This is a genomic window from Luteolibacter yonseiensis (assembly GCF_016595465.1).
Classification (GTDB): Bacteria; Verrucomicrobiota; Verrucomicrobiia; order Verrucomicrobiales; family Akkermansiaceae; genus Luteolibacter; species Luteolibacter yonseiensis.
Genome location: NZ_JAENIK010000008.1, coordinates 319,683 through 334,115, shown reverse-complemented (window position 1 = coordinate 334,115; position 14,433 = coordinate 319,683). Strand labels below are relative to the sequence as shown.

The 14,433-nt window shown below is 61.5% G+C and carries 10 protein-coding genes; 5 read left to right on the top strand and 5 right to left on the bottom strand.

The features are described 5' to 3' along the window. The first annotated feature begins 4 nt into the window (after window positions 1–4). Window positions 5–1,489 carry an RtcB family protein gene (locus JIN84_RS07620; RefSeq protein ID WP_200350437.1) on the top strand — a complete coding sequence of 495 codons (1,485 nt, stop codon included), beginning with the start codon at window positions 5–7 and terminating at the stop codon, window positions 1,487–1,489. Between the two features lie 55 nt (window positions 1,490–1,544). Beyond that, window positions 1,545–2,555: an RNA 3'-terminal phosphate cyclase gene (gene rtcA, locus JIN84_RS07615; RefSeq protein ID WP_200350436.1), complete on the top strand. Its 1,011-nt coding sequence runs from the start codon at window positions 1,545–1,547 to the stop codon at window positions 2,553–2,555. Window positions 2,556–2,565: 10 nt separating this feature from the next. On the opposite strand, the gene JIN84_RS07610 is transcribed toward rtcA, so the two are convergent. The 3 genes from JIN84_RS07610 to JIN84_RS07600 form a co-directional block, all read right to left on the bottom strand. Then, window positions 2,566–3,711: a glutathionylspermidine synthase family protein gene (locus tag JIN84_RS07610; protein ID WP_200350435.1), complete on the bottom strand. Its 1,146-nt coding sequence runs from the start codon at window positions 3,709–3,711 to the stop codon at window positions 2,566–2,568. 32 nt (window positions 3,712–3,743) lie between these two features. Then, entirely contained in the window at window positions 3,744–4,472 is a 729-nt protein-coding gene (locus tag JIN84_RS07605; RefSeq protein ID WP_200350434.1) for a hypothetical protein, read from the bottom strand. A gap of 72 nt (window positions 4,473–4,544) precedes the next feature. Then, a complete protein-coding gene (locus JIN84_RS07600; protein ID WP_200350433.1) occupies window positions 4,545–6,191 on the bottom strand; it encodes a 3-keto-alpha-glucoside-1,2-lyase-like domain-containing protein in 1,647 nt (548 codons plus the stop codon). 102 nt (window positions 6,192–6,293) lie between these two features. Here JIN84_RS07600 and JIN84_RS07595 point away from each other — a divergent pair, with 102 nt between their 5' ends. The 3 genes from JIN84_RS07595 to JIN84_RS07585 all read left to right on the top strand — a co-directional run bounded on the left by JIN84_RS07595 (window position 6,294) and on the right by JIN84_RS07585 (window position 12,035). After that, window positions 6,294–9,077 (top strand): DUF1549 and DUF1553 domain-containing protein, encoded by a 2,784-nt coding sequence (locus JIN84_RS07595; protein ID WP_200350432.1) that lies wholly within the window; start codon window positions 6,294–6,296, stop codon window positions 9,075–9,077. 2 nt (window positions 9,078–9,079) lie between these two features. Next, window positions 9,080–10,513, top strand: coding sequence for a DUF1501 domain-containing protein (locus JIN84_RS07590; RefSeq protein WP_200350431.1), 1,434 nt, complete (start codon window positions 9,080–9,082; stop codon window positions 10,511–10,513). A 142-nt stretch (window positions 10,514–10,655) separates the two neighbouring features. After that, on the top strand, window positions 10,656–12,035 hold the full coding sequence (locus JIN84_RS07585; RefSeq protein WP_200350430.1) for a tetratricopeptide repeat protein: 1,380 nt from the start codon (window positions 10,656–10,658) through the stop codon (window positions 12,033–12,035). Window positions 12,036–12,046: 11 nt separating this feature from the next. On the opposite strand, the gene JIN84_RS07580 is transcribed toward JIN84_RS07585, so the two are convergent. Both JIN84_RS07580 and JIN84_RS07575 read right to left on the bottom strand, forming a co-directional pair. Beyond that, window positions 12,047–13,153: a DNA glycosylase AlkZ-like family protein gene (locus tag JIN84_RS07580; protein ID WP_200350429.1), complete on the bottom strand. Its 1,107-nt coding sequence runs from the start codon at window positions 13,151–13,153 to the stop codon at window positions 12,047–12,049. 5 nt (window positions 13,154–13,158) lie between these two features. Beyond that, window positions 13,159–14,418 (bottom strand): efflux RND transporter periplasmic adaptor subunit, encoded by a 1,260-nt coding sequence (locus JIN84_RS07575; protein WP_200350428.1) that lies wholly within the window; start codon window positions 14,416–14,418, stop codon window positions 13,159–13,161. Window positions 14,419–14,433: the final 15 nt, after the last annotated feature.

Here is a 14,433-nt window from a genome sequence, read left to right as displayed (position 1 = left end):
TACCATGAACACCATCCATAAAACCGACGAAGCCATCGGCTTCATTCCTCTTCCCAACGACGCGGGGAAGCCCATCACCGTCATCGGCACCGACGCCATCCGGGACAACTTCGACGAGATGTGCCTCCAGCAGGCCGTCAACTCGCGCATGGCTCCCGGTGTCACCGATGTCATCCTGAACCCCGACGGTCATGTGGGATACGGCGCGCCGATCGGTTGCGTCATGGTTTCTCCCACCCATATCTATCCCGGCCCCGTCGGAGTCGATATCAAGTGCTCCATGTCCCTGCTGCAGCTCGACATTCCCGAGGACGCGATCCTCGACAAGGTGACGCGCCGCGCGCTCATCAACGCCATCGTCGAGCGCACGCCCACCGGTGCCGGTCGTGGCCAGAGGAGCGTGAAAAAGGGTCGCAGGGTCAACAGCGAGCTTGGTTTCCTCGCCGTTACCGAGGGGGCTACCGAGCGTGTTTGTGATGCGCTCGGAATCCCTGCGGAATGGGCGGACCGTTGCGAGGATTCCACCCACCGTGGTCACGACGGAACCTACGACGCCCTCCGTAGCAGGCTCGAATTCATCCTTGATACCGGGCGTGTGAGGAACTTCGGCGACAAGGTGGGGCAACTCGGTTCCTACGGTGGTGGAAACCACTTCGGCGAGTGCGAGATCACCCGCGTCGTGGATCGTCCGTCCGCCAGGGAAACCGCGGACGTGTTCGGCCTCAAGGACGGCCATGTTTCCTTCCTCAGCCACTGCGGATCGCGTGGCCTCGGAAATCTGCTGGCCCAGGGGCAGTTCAGGGATCTTGAGAAAAAGTTCCGTGACTGGGCGACGCCATTCCCCGCAGGTGACAAGCAGCTCGTTTACGCACCACTCGGCACACCCGAGGCGGACGCCTACATCGACGACATGTCGATCGGCGCGAACTTCGCCACCGTGAACCACCTGCTCATCAACGCGCTCGTGTTGGAGGCCTTCCAGGAGATCCTGCCCGGATGCGACGGACAACTCGTCTATTTCATCTCGCACAACATCGCCCGAGAGGAGATCGTTGCCGGGAAAAAGGCGTGGGTCCACCGCAAGGGTGCCACACGCGCCGTCCCCGGCGGCCACTTCGCGCTGGCAGGAACGCGTTTCGCCGAGACCGGCCACCCGATCCTGCTTCCCGGGAATCCCCGCGACGGCTCCGTCGTCATGGTGGCGGAAGGTGGTGCCGAGCGCACCGCCTGGTCGGTCAACCACGGCGCCGGCCGCCGGCTGGGTCGCAAGAACGCCGCCCGCACGCTCGACCAGAAATCCGTGGATGCGGACTTCGATGCTTCCGACATTCTCACCAACTGCCGCAAGTATCCGATCGACGAGGCCCCGGACGCCTACAAGGATTTCCCGGAGGTCCTCCGCAGCGTGGAAGCCGCAGGTCTTGCACGCCAGGTGGCCAGACTCCAAGCTCGCTTCGTCATCAAGGACGAAAGTGCGGCGGATGATTGATTCTAACAGACCGGACGGGTCACATCGATCCGTCCGGTCTTCCCCTTCTTTTCCAATGAAACTCATCCAACTCGACGGCACCGACGGTGGCGGGCAGATGCTCCGCACGGCGCTCTCGCTTGCCATGGTCACCGGCCAGCCGTTCCGCATGACCAGCATCCGTGGCAAGCGCCCGAAACCCGGCCTCATGCGCCAGCATCTCACCTGTGTGAAAGCCGCGTGCGAAATCTCCAACGGAACCGCCGACGGAGCGGAGATCGGTTCCACCGAGCTGGTCTTCCGCGCCGGTAAAACCTGCGGTGGAGATTATCGGTTCTCCATCGGCACCGCGGGCAGCACCAGCCTGCTGTTCCAGACCTTGCTTCCCGCGCTGTTGCATGCCGGTGGTGCCAGCACGCTGCGGCTGGAAGGTGGAACCCATAACCCGCTCGCGCCTCCGTTCGAGTTCATCGACCGTGTGTTCCTGCCGGCCTTGGGAAAGATGGGAGGCCGTGCGACGGTGTCGCTCGTGCAAAGCGGCTTCGCGCCCGTCGGTGGCGGGATCATCGAAGCCACGATCCAGCCTTGTGAAAAGCTGGCGGCTTTCCATCTCCACGAACCGGGCGAGGTGAAATCCCTGGTCCTGCGTGTTCCTTCGCGGAATCTCCCGATCCACATCGCCGGGCGCATCCTCGACTCCGCGCTCGCCCAATATCCGTGCGACGACGCCAGCGTGGAGATCCGCGAACCCGGTCCCGGGCGTGGTGTCTGCTGCCTTTACGAAGCGGTTTTTGAACACACCAGCGAACTCACCAGTGCCTTCGGGGAAACCAACGTCACCGCAGAGCGTGTCGGCAGGCGTGCGGCGAAAACCATACAGGATTTCATCGGTTCGGGAGCCGCGGTCGGCCGTTGTCTGGCGGACCAGCTCCTGCTGCCCATGGCCCTGGCGGGCGAGGGGAGCTTCACGACCATGGCACCGGACGACCACATCCCCACCAACATCTCCGTCATTGAAAAATTCCTGCCCGTCCGGTTCTCCATCGAAACGGCGGACCGGGGAAAGCGCGTCATCTCCGTTCGTTGACCATGCCGCTTCAGCCGTCGATCCGGTGCGGGAAAAAACGGCTCAGATTTCCGGTCACCGGAGAGCGGTCCCCTCGCGCGGACAGGCCGCGGCATTCGTCGCCGACCATCCACAGGCCCCAGACGAAATGCCTGCCGCCCGCGTTGAAGAGGTTCGCGTGCTTCTGATAGACCACCGGCTCGCTCTCATGGCCGGAAGTTCCCGCATGGATCCGGTCTCCCCTGTTCATCACGGACACACCGGCTCCCTCACGCCCGAAAAACGGTTTCTCCACCCAGAACTGTACGCCTTGGGAATGCAGTTCTTCTTTCTTCAGATAGGCTGGCAACAGCAACGGATGCCCGGGATTCAATTCCCATAGGATCGGAAGGATGCCTTTGTTGGACAGCATCATCTTCCATGCCGGTTCGATGAAGCGCGGGCGCTCCTGGCCGATCTCGGCGAAGAACGGCTCCTGGGCCATCCATTCCCACGGGTAGAGCTTGAACAACTTGTCGATGTCCTGTTCGTCCGGATCCGTGAAGCGTCCTCCAGGGGAAAATCCGATATCGGAAATGTCCAACAGTTCGACGCTTTTTCCCGCCTGCTCGGCGGTTTCCGCGAGGTAGGCGATTGTCTGGCGGTCTTCGAGATTTTCCCAGGCACAGGCGAAGTGGATGCGGTTTTCCGAGACTGACTTCCATCGTTCCACCAATGCCTCATGGATTGAATTGAGCTGGTCGCTCTCCGGTGCGACCTCCTCCAGCCACTGCCACTGGATCACGGCGGCTTCCAACAGGGATGTCGGGGTGTCGGCATTATACTCCAGCAGCTTCGGGTCGCCCTTGCCATCCCATGCGAGATCGAAGCGGCCGTACAAGGACAGGTCCTGGGTCATCCACGAGGTCTGCACCAATCCGATGGCGGATTCCGGAATGGCGAGACGTCCCCACCAGTCGCGTCTGATGATTTCCTCACAGGCTTCCAGGCACAGGGCGTGCAACTCGGTCGCGGCATCTTCCAAGGTTTCAGCGGCCTTCATCGTGAGCACGAGGTGCTCATCCTCCGTCCAATACGGTTCGCCATCGGCGCCATGCCAGATGAGGCCCGCTTCCTCCACGCGCTGCCGCCATCCGGCGCGCGGTGCGTTGTTTTCAAGGCGGATGTCGGTTTTCATTTCCGTGATATTTGCTTCTAAAACATGCTGTGTCATCCGCCATACGAGAAGCCGCCGCTACGTGACGATGAGGAGCCGAAGCCTCCCCGCACGGACTGGCCGACCTTGACGGTCGTTCCACCCGCCTTCGCCTTTTCAACGACGCGGCCGTAGCCGGGATTCATCGCGGCGTATGTCCTCGTCTCCTCACGCTTCTTCTCCACGTCCTGCTGCCAACCGCTGACATTCTGCCGGGCCTGTTGAAATCCGGAACCGGAGGTGTAAGCGCCGCGGTTTCCTGATAGAAGCCAATACATCATCAGCGCGTTGCCCATTCCCAGCCCGCCTTGGTGCTGGTTCTGGGGAAGAGCCGTGTTTTTCTGTTCCTCCTCCAGGGCCATCTCGACCTGCCTCAACGCTTTCGCCGTCGGATGACTCGCCGCGACGGTTGATTCCCTCGCGAAATACTCCCACTCGCCATTGATATAGTGAAGACCGTCCTTCACGAAGCCATAGGGATGTTCGAGGAACCTGCCGATCTCCGCATGGTAATAACCCACGCCGGGGATATGGAAATTGTTGGTCACCTCCCCGCTTGTCAGCGAAGATTTGATGCCGTCCAATTTCTCGATCCGCGCCTGTATGTCAGCCATCTCGACATCCTTTTCGGTGGCGACATAGCTGCGCTCACAGCTCGAAAGCGTGCCGGCGAGGATGCATGCCGTGGACCATCGCAGGATGCCGCCAGGGCGGAGAAGTGTGGAAAAACCGCGTTCATTCATAAAGGAAACGCAGCCTAGGAGTCCGCCCGGGCTGCGTCAACTTGATCAGGGTTCCAAAAGCGTGCGGCGTTTCTATTTCGCCGGAGCGGCGTTCTCGATGAGGAAGAGCGCGTCCTGGTAGTCGCCGTTGCTCGCTTCCTCGAAGCCTACCAGCCAAGCGTTCTCCATCTTGCGGCCCTGGTAGTTTCTAACAGGGTAAACCCGTGCGGTGTGGGGGATTTCCGCTTTCGTCGGAATCGCCGGATCGCTGAACGAATCGAACTTGTGTCCTTTCATATAGAAGGCGAACGGCTTCGACGGGGCGTCGAACTCAACCGAGCCCGCCCCGCCAACCAAAGGCGGGAACAAGGTCTGGTGGGCGTCCGGGATTTCCGCGGAGGAGTCGCTGAGTTTGCCCAATTCCGACAATTCGGACCCGCCGGAAAGCACAATGCCGAACGGAGTGTCCTCAGGTGGTGAGAATCTCGCCAGCGGTGTGACACGGATCTTCCCCGCGCCCGCCGCCTGGAATGCCGGAACCGCGACGCTCTGGCCGATGGTGTCCTTCTTGCTGTCCAGCTCGAGCTTGCCGCCGCCCACATCCAGCGGGATGCCGAGCGCGTGGACGATGGATTGCAACGGAGGCTCGTTCTTGCCTTCGAACGCCGCGAGGCCGATGCCCTGGAGAATGACAAACGCGCCTTCTTCCTTGCTGCCGATCTGCAATCCCGCGCTGAAGCGGCCCGGTGTGTCCGTCCCGGAAAACTCCACCGTCACCACGGTCGAGCCGCCTGCGGGAATGGTCGCACCGGTGGCGGTGGCCTTGAACAGGGCGGCATCTTTTCCAACCACGGAGATGTCCGCCGCGAGGGGCCCGCCGGAGGGATTTTTGACGGTAAGCGTGGCCTTGCGGGTTTTCTGGCCCTTCACGGCACTCATCGACACCACGCCGCGGTCGGCGGCGAGCGGTTCGCCGAGTTCACGGATCTTCACGTCGCGGTAGAGGATCTCCGCGCCTTCTAGCTGGAGGGCGATTTTTCCTTCCTTCAGCGAGTCACCGTTTTTTTCCTGAAGCTGGGAAATGCGGGCGCGTGTCCTGCCGTTCACGATGTGCTCGGCGGAGCGGTCCGCCTGCACGATGACCTCGACATGATTCCAGCCGTCCACGGTATCGAGCACCGGGTAGCGGCCGACGTAGGCGAAATTCGTGCCGGTGAAGTCCTTCGGCGTGCCTCCGTCCTCAGGGAGCATGCCGGGGTCGCCTTGTCCCTCCGGAGCGCTTTTCGGATCCGGATGCATCCAGGTGAGGCCGGATTTCGGCAGGTAGACGATGTCGCCGGTGTCACCTTCCTGGATTTGATACTCCACCGAATCCGGCCAGATCTTGCCGGTGTTGGTGGCATGGTAGATGACACCCGCGTCACGGATGTCATTCTTCCGGGGTGCGAATCTTTTCCCTCCCCAACGGTATTCGAGACTCAGATGGAAACGGGAGAATGTCTTGTCGTGCACGATCACGCCGAAGGGCACGGTTGCGGACGTGTCCGTGTCCGCATACATGTGGATGGAGCCGTCGCGGACCTGCACGTAGTGATTCGGGTCCTCGCCGGGCTTCGACTTGTCGAGGACGGTGGTCCATCCGTCCATGTCCTTGCCATTGAACAGCGGAGTCCAGTCGGCGGCGTTGGCGGAGCCCATCAGCGTGACCAGGGGCAGGGCTTTTAAAATGTTCGGTGACATATGGATCACGGATACAGTGCATTTCGCACAGGGCAAGACCGGAACTCTCTCTGTCGATTTTGAAAACATCCGGGCGGAACGAGTGTATCTTGTGCTAATTCCATGCGTTTTTTCCTCCTGGCCATCAGTCTGACAGTCCTCCCGGCACACGCCGAGGCCGAGGATCATTGGGCGTATCTGCCACCGGTGGAACCGAAGGTATCCGCGGAAGCGGGAGCGCATCCCATCGACGCCATCCTCGCGGCTGCGTGGAAAAAAGCGGGAATCCAACCGGCGAAACAAGCCCCACCGCGCGTCTGGATCGAGCGGGCGGCCTTCACGCTGACGGGACTGCCCGCGACGGCGGAACAGATCAGACGGATCGAGGAGCGTCCGGACGATGCGACGTGGAAGTCGCTTGTCGATGAATTGTTGGAAAGCCCCGCCTACGGCGAGCGCTGGGCGCGCCACTGGATGGACGTTGCCCGCTACGCGGACACACAGGGCTACAACTTCGACCAGGACAACCGTTATCCCTTCGCCTACACCTATCGGGACTGGTTGATCCGTTCGTTCAATGAAGACCTGCCTTACGGGGATTTCATCAAGCTCCAGATCGCTGCGGATCTGCTCACCGACAGGCCGGATCACCCGGATCTCGCCGCACTGGGTTTTCTAACAGTCGGTCCGCGCGCGGGCCGGTTGGAAACCATCGACGACCGCGTGGACGTGGTCACCCGGGGTTTTCTCTCCAGCACCGTCGCCTGCGCGCGTTGCCACGACCACAAGTCCGATCCGATCACCACGAAGGACTACTATTCGCTGTATTCGATTTTTGAAAACACGGACGAGCCGGGCGAGAAGCCGGTGATCGGCAAGCCGAAGGACGAGGCCGCCTTCGCCGCGTTCAATGTCGAGCTGGCGAAGCTTGAGGACGCCGACCGCGCCGCACGGCAGGTCATCGTGGACCAGATCCGGACGCCCGAGTCGTTCGGCGTCTATCTGGAACTCGCATGGATCGCGAAAAAGGAAAACTGGGACGTCGGGAAATCCACCGCCGACGCCTTCAAGCGCGGTCGTTTCCGCCCCTCCGCCGTGGTGAGATGGCGTGATTTCCTCAATGAACCCGCATGGAGCGACAAGGCCGTGCCGCGACTGGCCACATGGGCGAGGGAAATGGATGCCGCCGACGAGGCAGGCCGGAAAGCCCTCTGCCTCGCGCTCGCTCAGGAATGGTCCGCCGCGCCGGACGGCAGTGAGTTGAAAGCCCTGGCTGCGAGAGGTGATTGCCCGTTGTCCTACGATACCGCCCGGGTGTCGGAAATTTTCGATCAGGAGGACGGCAACCAGAACCGCGCGCGGGCGGGGGCGAAGACCCGGCTTTTCACCGAGCACGCCGGTTCGCCACCACGGGCGATGAGTCTGGCGGATCGGAAAAACTTCTCACCCGCGCAGGTTTTTGTCCGGGGGAACCCCGATAACAAGGGCGAGGCCTTCGACCGCGAGTGGCTCAGCTTCCTCGGTGGTGGAAAGTTCCCCGAAGGAAAGAGCCCGCGCCTCTCGCTTGCGGAAAAGATCGCCGATCCCGCGAACCCGCTCGCCAGCCGCGTGATGGTGAACCGGGTGTGGGCATGGCACTTCGGAAACCCTCTCGCGGATCCCGGGGATTTCGGAGTCCAACAACTGGACCCGGCGTTGCGTCCCCTGATGGATTGGCTCGCCCTGCGCTTCAACGAACAAGGCCGTTCATTGAAAAACCTCCACCGTCTCATCCTGACATCCCAGGCATTCCGCCTCGCCGCGGAGGGGCCGGAAGCGAACCAGTCCATCGACCAGGCGAACACGCTTTTCTGGAAGTGGAACCGGCGGCGGGAGGATTTCGAATCCATGCGCGACCGCCTGTTGGCCACTGCGGGAACCCTCGATCGAAAGGGCGTCGGCGGCCGTTCCATATCGTTGGAGAATGGCAGCTCCGACACGAAGCGCAGCGTCTATGGCTTTGTGGACCGCTATGCCTTGTCGAGCACCTTCATCTCGTTCGATCTTCCGCATCCGGACCATCACAGTCCGAAACGTGTGGAAACCACGGTACCGCAGCAGGCGTTGTATTTCCTCAATGGCCCGCTCGTCCTGCGGCAGGCGGCCAAGCTCGCGGCGGATCCCGAATTCCATGCGCTGGGGGATGATGCGGCGAAGCTCAACTGGCTTTTCGAACGCATCTATCAGCGCGCGCCCACGGCGGACGAGAGCCGTGATGCCTTGGAATGGTTGCACCATGTGAATCCGGCGGACTATCAGCCACGGCTTTCAGGAGTGTGGGAAATCCGCCACGCGCCGGATACCGGCGGGCTGCCGGGTGAAGCCCAGGCATTTCCCATTTTTTCCGACGGCACATGGAAAACGGGTCCTGACGCGGCGACCGCGCCCATCCGTTGGCTGAACGCCGGAGCGGGCGGCGGCCATCCCGCCGCGGGTCACGATCTCATCCTCCGCTGGCGCGCGCTCGGTGCGGGAGAGGTCCGCATGACCGGCACCATCAAACGCACGGGAAAAGGCGGAGCCACGCTGGCATGGAATCTGGCGAAGTCCGGCAGTTCGGAATTCATCAGCCACCCGCTCGCCCCGGACTCGGAAGCGGCCATCGAGGGAGAGTGGGCCGGTGTCGCCGCCGGAGATACGGTGGACTTCGTACTTCGCGCTCCCGAGGGTGACACCGTCGGTTCCGTCGGCTGGAACCTGCGCGTGATGGGCCGGGAAAAACCGGACGGGAAGCCGGTGGAAGTGGGAAATCTCAAGAAGCAGTTTCCCACCACCGATGCTCCGCCAGCCATGCCTGGAGCGGCGGATCCCTGGGCGGATCTCATCCAGATGCTCTGGGCATCCAACGAATTTCACTTCATCGACTGACCATGTCCCACCGCCTCACTGCCAATGACATCATCCTGGACCGCCGCGACTTCCTCCGCCGCTGCGGCATGGGTTTCGGCGGTCTCGCGCTTGGAGGGCTGTTCGGCGGCGCGGCGAACGCGTCCGGGATGGTGGTGAACTCCACGGAAAACCTCATTCCGCATTTCGCCCCGAAGGCGAAACGCGTCGTCCATCTTTTCATGAATGGTGGTCCCTCCCAGGTGGACACGTTCGACCACAAACCCGCGTTGCAGGATCAGCATGGAAAGGTCATCCCGTTGGAAGGCCTGAAAACCGAGCGGCCCACCGGCACCGCGTTGCGCACGCCCTTCACCTTTGATCGCTATGGAAAGTGCGGGCTGGAGGTGAGCGAGCTTTTCAAACACACCGCGAAGCACGCCGACGACCTCTGCGTCATCCGCTCGATGACGGCGGACGTGCCGAATCACGAACCATCGCTCATGCTCATGAACTGCGGGGATGGCCGCCTCGCCCGGCCCTCCATGGGATCGTGGGTCAGCTACGGCCTCGGCAGTGAGAATGAAAATCTCCCCACCTACGTCTCCATGTGCCCCGGCGGCATGCCCATCAAGCGGGCGGAGAACTGGCGTGCCTCATTCCTCCCCGGCCGCTTCCAAGGCACCTATCTGGACAGCTCCATCGAGGACGTGGACCGGATGATCGAAAACCTCCGCAACCCTTCCGCCCGCGATCCACGGCAGGCGGGGCAGTTGGAATTCCTCCGCAAGCTCAACGAACGCCACCTCGCGGAACGCGGCCATGACCCGCAGTTGGAATCCCGCATCCGCAGCTTCGAACTCGCCTACCGCATGCAGAGCGAGGCGACGGACGCATTCGATATTTCCAAGGAACCGACCAATATCCGTGAGATGTATGGCCCCGGAAAATTCGCCCGCCAGTGCCTGATGGCGCGTCGTCTGTTGGAACGCGGTGTCCGGTTCATCCAGCTCTGGCACGGCGACGGCCAGCCGTGGGACAGCCACGACGACATCGAGGACCACCGCCGCCTCGCGGGCGAGTGCGACCAGGCGATCGGCGCGTTCCTGTCGGATCTGAAAATGCGCGGCATGCTGGATGAGACGCTTGTCATCTGGGGCGGCGAATTCGGACGGACTCCGGTTGTCGAACTGCCCAAGGCCGGATCGAACGCGGGTGTCATGAAAGGCCGCGACCACAACCACTACGGCTTCACCACCTGGCTGGCGGGCGGCGGAGTGAAAGGCGGCCATGTCCACGGGGCGACCGACGAATTCGGCTTCCGCGCCGTTGAAAAGCCCGTGCACGTCCACGACCTCCACGCGACCATCCTGCATCTGTTAGGCCTGAACCACAAGGAGCTCACCTATAACTATTCCGGCCGGGACTTCCGCCTGACGGACGTGCACGGCAAGGTGATCCATGAGATCATCGCTTAGCTTGCGATCGTCGAACTTCAGTTTGAAGCTGGAATTCGTGAGGTGACGTCAAGTGTGATCACCTGACGGTTGGTTTTTCTGTTTCGTTTCTTGCTCGCGCGCCGTTGGAGGCCCTGCTATCCAGAGGCTCTGTCCGCGAGCCATGAGCACTGAAACCGTCCATTTCACCTTTTTGATCCGGAGAGGTCGTTTTGCGGAAGCCGAGCCGATTCTCCGGTCATTGCTTGCCAAGGAGCCCGACGATGTGGAACTGCACCTTCATCTTTCAAAATTGCTTTGTCGGTTGGACCGGCCCAAGGAGGCTCAGGAAGCCGCCCGCCGTGCCATTGGTCTGGCACCGGAATGGAGCTATCCCCATGAAATTCTGGCTGAGGCGCTTTTGGCTTCGACGAATTTGAAGGAAGCTGAGCAGTCGGTTGATGCCGCAATGGCGCTCGGTGGGGATGATGCGGATCTTCGCGCCCTGCTGACCCGGATCTATCTGGATCGTGACCGATGGGAAACAGCATTGGAGCATGCGGGGAAAGGTCTAGCCATGGATCCGGATCATGACGTCTGCCGGTTTTTCCGCACCATCGCATTGGGCAAGCTCGGTCGGCATGAGGAAGCCGAGGATTCGGCGTTGGCACTGTTATCGGATGATCCGGAGGACTCTGCCAATCATTCCGCCAGAGGATGGATTCTGCTGGAGCGCGATTCGGTTCCTGAGGCGAGAATGCATTTTCAAGAGGCGCTGCGTATCGATCCTGATAATGAAGACGCGAGAACGGGTCTCGCCCAATCTCTCCAACGAGGGAATCCGGTATTGGGAGCTTTGCTGCGGCTGTTAATTTCACTGTCGCGATTATCCATCCTGAAAATCGTCGTCTTCGGCGTTTTGTTGGGTGTGATTTTGCCAAATTTTCTGATGTCACGGAGCAACCCCGAGGCGGTGAGGCTCATTGGCCGGATGATTGGCACGGCCTTCATGCTGTTCATCTGTCTCGCCATGGTGGCGCGTCCGATGTTTGACGGGATTCTTGTGCTAAGCAGGGAAGGACGCGAGGCCTTGGGGCCTCATGAAATGAAAGGAGTTCGCTGGAGTGTCATTCCGTTATTCATCGGTTTCGTGTGTCTGGGCCTGTGGATTTCCAATGGAGGACGTTCGTTACCCTTCGCTGGTATGGGATGGTTTGCGGTTTCCACACTTTTACACGAAGGTTTTTCCATCAGGCACCCATGGGTCAGAAGACGGGTGTTGGCTTTAGCTATCGTTGCCTCGGTGCTTGCGGCATGGTTTTTAATCGGGCCTCCAATATTGCTCACTCCACTGGCATTGGAACTCGTGGACTCATTGAAGAAATCCGGCGATCCGGAGCAGGCCAAAGCGGTGCTTGCGGAGGTGGCACATCGTATGGAACGACTGCTGAGCATGAAGAACTGGTTTTTTGTTTACCCGGCTTTGGCGCTTTATTTTCTGGCATCGTATTCGGATGATATCACCCAAGCGTTGATCCGAAGGGCTCCCGATGAGCCGGAGTGAGCGGATTTCTCTCAGCGCAGGCCTAAAAATTTCGCAAGAGATTTCACAGACCCCGCCACCGGATGCCCACGGCGCACCGAGCGGGAGATGATTTCGAGTTTCCTGGTCTTGAAGTTCGCTTTGGGATCAACGTGGCCGACGAGCTCGTCGCCGGAAAGAATCGGCAGCGCGTAGTAGCCTCGGACGCGTTTGCCCGGAGGAGTATAAACCTCCCATGTGTAATCGAAGCTCCACAACGCGGAAGTGAGCTTGCGGTCGTAGATGAGAGGATCGAGCGGAGCCAGCAGCATGGCGGGGGATGGAGCGCCGGCGGCGTCCAAGAGTGCGAGATCCTCGCGCAAGCAGTGGAACGTGGGGGAGTCGGCGTCGGTCAGCTTGATGGCCTGGACATCATCGGCGACGTGTTTAAGTTCCTCGCGCTTGAGAATGGCGAGGCGGCGCTGGCGGAGTTTGGTGAGGGCGAGCCAGCGCGCGGTGTCGGTCGCATCGGGTTCTTTGGCGACGAGTGTGGCGGCGGGGAGGACGCGCTCCGGGAGATCGTAGAGACGGCGGTTTCCATCACGTCTGGCGATGAGGACCCGGCCATGGAAGAAGAGCTTCTGGAGGACGGATTTCGCAAGGGTCGCGCTGCCCCATATCGCGGAGACATTGCGGCGTTTGTCGTCGATGTCGGTCGAGGAAAGCGGACCCCGGATGGCGATCTCCGCGAGGATGTGGTTTGAAAGTTCAATCTCCTCCGCCGTCAGTTTTCCCGACCATGCGCTGTCGCGTTCCGTGCGGTGGTGCATGGCTGAAAGCAGGTGCGGCCAAGCGTCCAATGGAAATGCGACGAGCACGCCGCTGTCCGGCAGGTGATGTTCGAAGCCGGTGCGGAATTCCGCGGGGATGGTTGATCCGTCTCCATGCAGGTGCCGCATCAGGTCACCCTGCCGGTAGTTCTCCACGCGGTTCCGCAGGATGAGATCGTGCATGCGTCCGCAGACGTTGATGGGATCGATCTGGATGTATCCGTGGTGGGCGAGCGCGCTGCCAACGTCGGGAAACGGCGTGTCCAGCCCGAGCGCACGGCGTGCGAAACGACGTGCGGCAAGCCGGGTGATCCGCAACGGGGGATGCATGGACGTCACTCGGCGCGTTTGACCACCGGGGTGCCGTCCTTCACCGTGTCCGGCGGATGGAGGAGCAGTTCGTCTCCCGCCGCCACACCAGACAGGATCTCGGTGAACCGCCCGTCGCTGTGGCCCGCCTCGACCGGTGTCAGCTTTGCGGTGTTGTCTTTGAAGAGATAGGTTTTCCAAGCATTTCCTTCGCGGAAGAGGGCGCCGGCGGGGACCACGACCACGTCGTCTCCATGCCAGATGGCGACCCGCACTTCGACACGGTAACGGTCGCCGAGTCCCTTGGCTGCTTCAGGGATTTCCACAAGATCGCTGAGGACGATGACCCGTTGTTCCTCCACTCCGAGGGCTGAGATTTTCGTGAACGCGGCAGGCTCCACGCGACGGACGCGGCCCTTGAGCGGTGTTTCGCCACCCCATTGCTCCACTTCCACGGAATCACCCGGTTTGATCGAGACCGCGTCCCGGGAAAGGATTTCCGCTTCGATCTCAATATCCGCCGGATCGCCGATCTCCAGGATCTGTGTGCCGGGAGCGATGATCATCTCGCTTTCCTGCATCACCTTCAGCACCCGTCCGCTGACAGGGGATTTCACTTCCACCAGATTCCCCGTGGTGTCGGCTTCGGGCCGTGCCAATGCCGCACGGGCCTGGGCGAGTTCGTAGTCGATGACCTGGAGGGAAAACTCCGCCGCCCGCAGTTCCGCGGATTTCATCGAAAAATCCGCCTCCATCCTGTCACGTTCGGAATCGGACAGGGAGCCTGCCTGGGTGACCGCGCGCATGCGGTCCCGGTCGGCCTCCGACATTTCCAAGGCTGCCTTGCGGGCCGCCAGGGATTCGGTGGCCTGCTTGCGGGAGGCCTCGCGCATGGAAACGACGGCTTCCGCCTGGGCTCGGGAACGGGGATCCAGCAGGGGAGTGACGGCGGGCTCGATGGCGGTTAGCAGTGTCTCACCCGCCTTCACTTCGTCACCGGGTTTGAGCGGCACGCGGCGCATTTTTCCGGCCACGGGTGCGGCCACGATGTAGCGGTTCCTCACCCGCGTCTTGCCTTCCTCGGAAACCCGCACGGTCAGGGGGCCGCGGGCGACAAGACCGGTTTCGATGACAACGGGTTTCGGCCAGAGTCCCCATGCGATGAGGGCGACCAATACGAGGCCTCCCAACCACGGGATCGAACGGCGGATGAGGTTTTTTCCCGATGGGTTGCGCTTGTTTTCCCAAGGCGCGGTGGAGGGTGCGGCGGAGTCCTGTGTTGCCATGATGTCTGACTTGCC

What these genes read in the sequence shown, in the direction of transcription:
- JIN84_RS07620 (WP_200350437.1), top strand. Translation starts at nt 5, where the DNA reads ATGAACACCATCCATAAAACCGACGAAGCCATCGGCTTCATTCCTCTT.
- rtcA (WP_200350436.1), top strand. Translation starts at nt 1,545, where the DNA reads ATGAAACTCATCCAACTCGACGGCACCGACGGTGGCGGGCAGATGCTC.
- JIN84_RS07610 (WP_200350435.1), bottom strand. Translation starts at nt 3,711, where the DNA reads ATGAAAACCGACATCCGCCTTGAAAACAACGCACCGCGCGCCGGATGG.
- JIN84_RS07605 (WP_200350434.1), bottom strand. Translation starts at nt 4,472, where the DNA reads ATGAATGAACGCGGTTTTTCCACACTTCTCCGCCCTGGCGGCATCCTG.
- JIN84_RS07600 (WP_200350433.1), bottom strand. Translation starts at nt 6,191, where the DNA reads ATGTCACCGAACATTTTAAAAGCCCTGCCCCTGGTCACGCTGATGGGC.
- JIN84_RS07595 (WP_200350432.1), top strand. Translation starts at nt 6,294, where the DNA reads ATGCGTTTTTTCCTCCTGGCCATCAGTCTGACAGTCCTCCCGGCACAC.
- JIN84_RS07590 (WP_200350431.1), top strand. Translation starts at nt 9,080, where the DNA reads ATGTCCCACCGCCTCACTGCCAATGACATCATCCTGGACCGCCGCGAC.
- JIN84_RS07585 (WP_200350430.1), top strand. Translation starts at nt 10,656, where the DNA reads ATGAGCACTGAAACCGTCCATTTCACCTTTTTGATCCGGAGAGGTCGT.
- JIN84_RS07580 (WP_200350429.1), bottom strand. Translation starts at nt 13,153, where the DNA reads ATGCATCCCCCGTTGCGGATCACCCGGCTTGCCGCACGTCGTTTCGCA.
- JIN84_RS07575 (WP_200350428.1), bottom strand. Translation starts at nt 14,418, where the DNA reads ATGGCAACACAGGACTCCGCCGCACCCTCCACCGCGCCTTGGGAAAAC.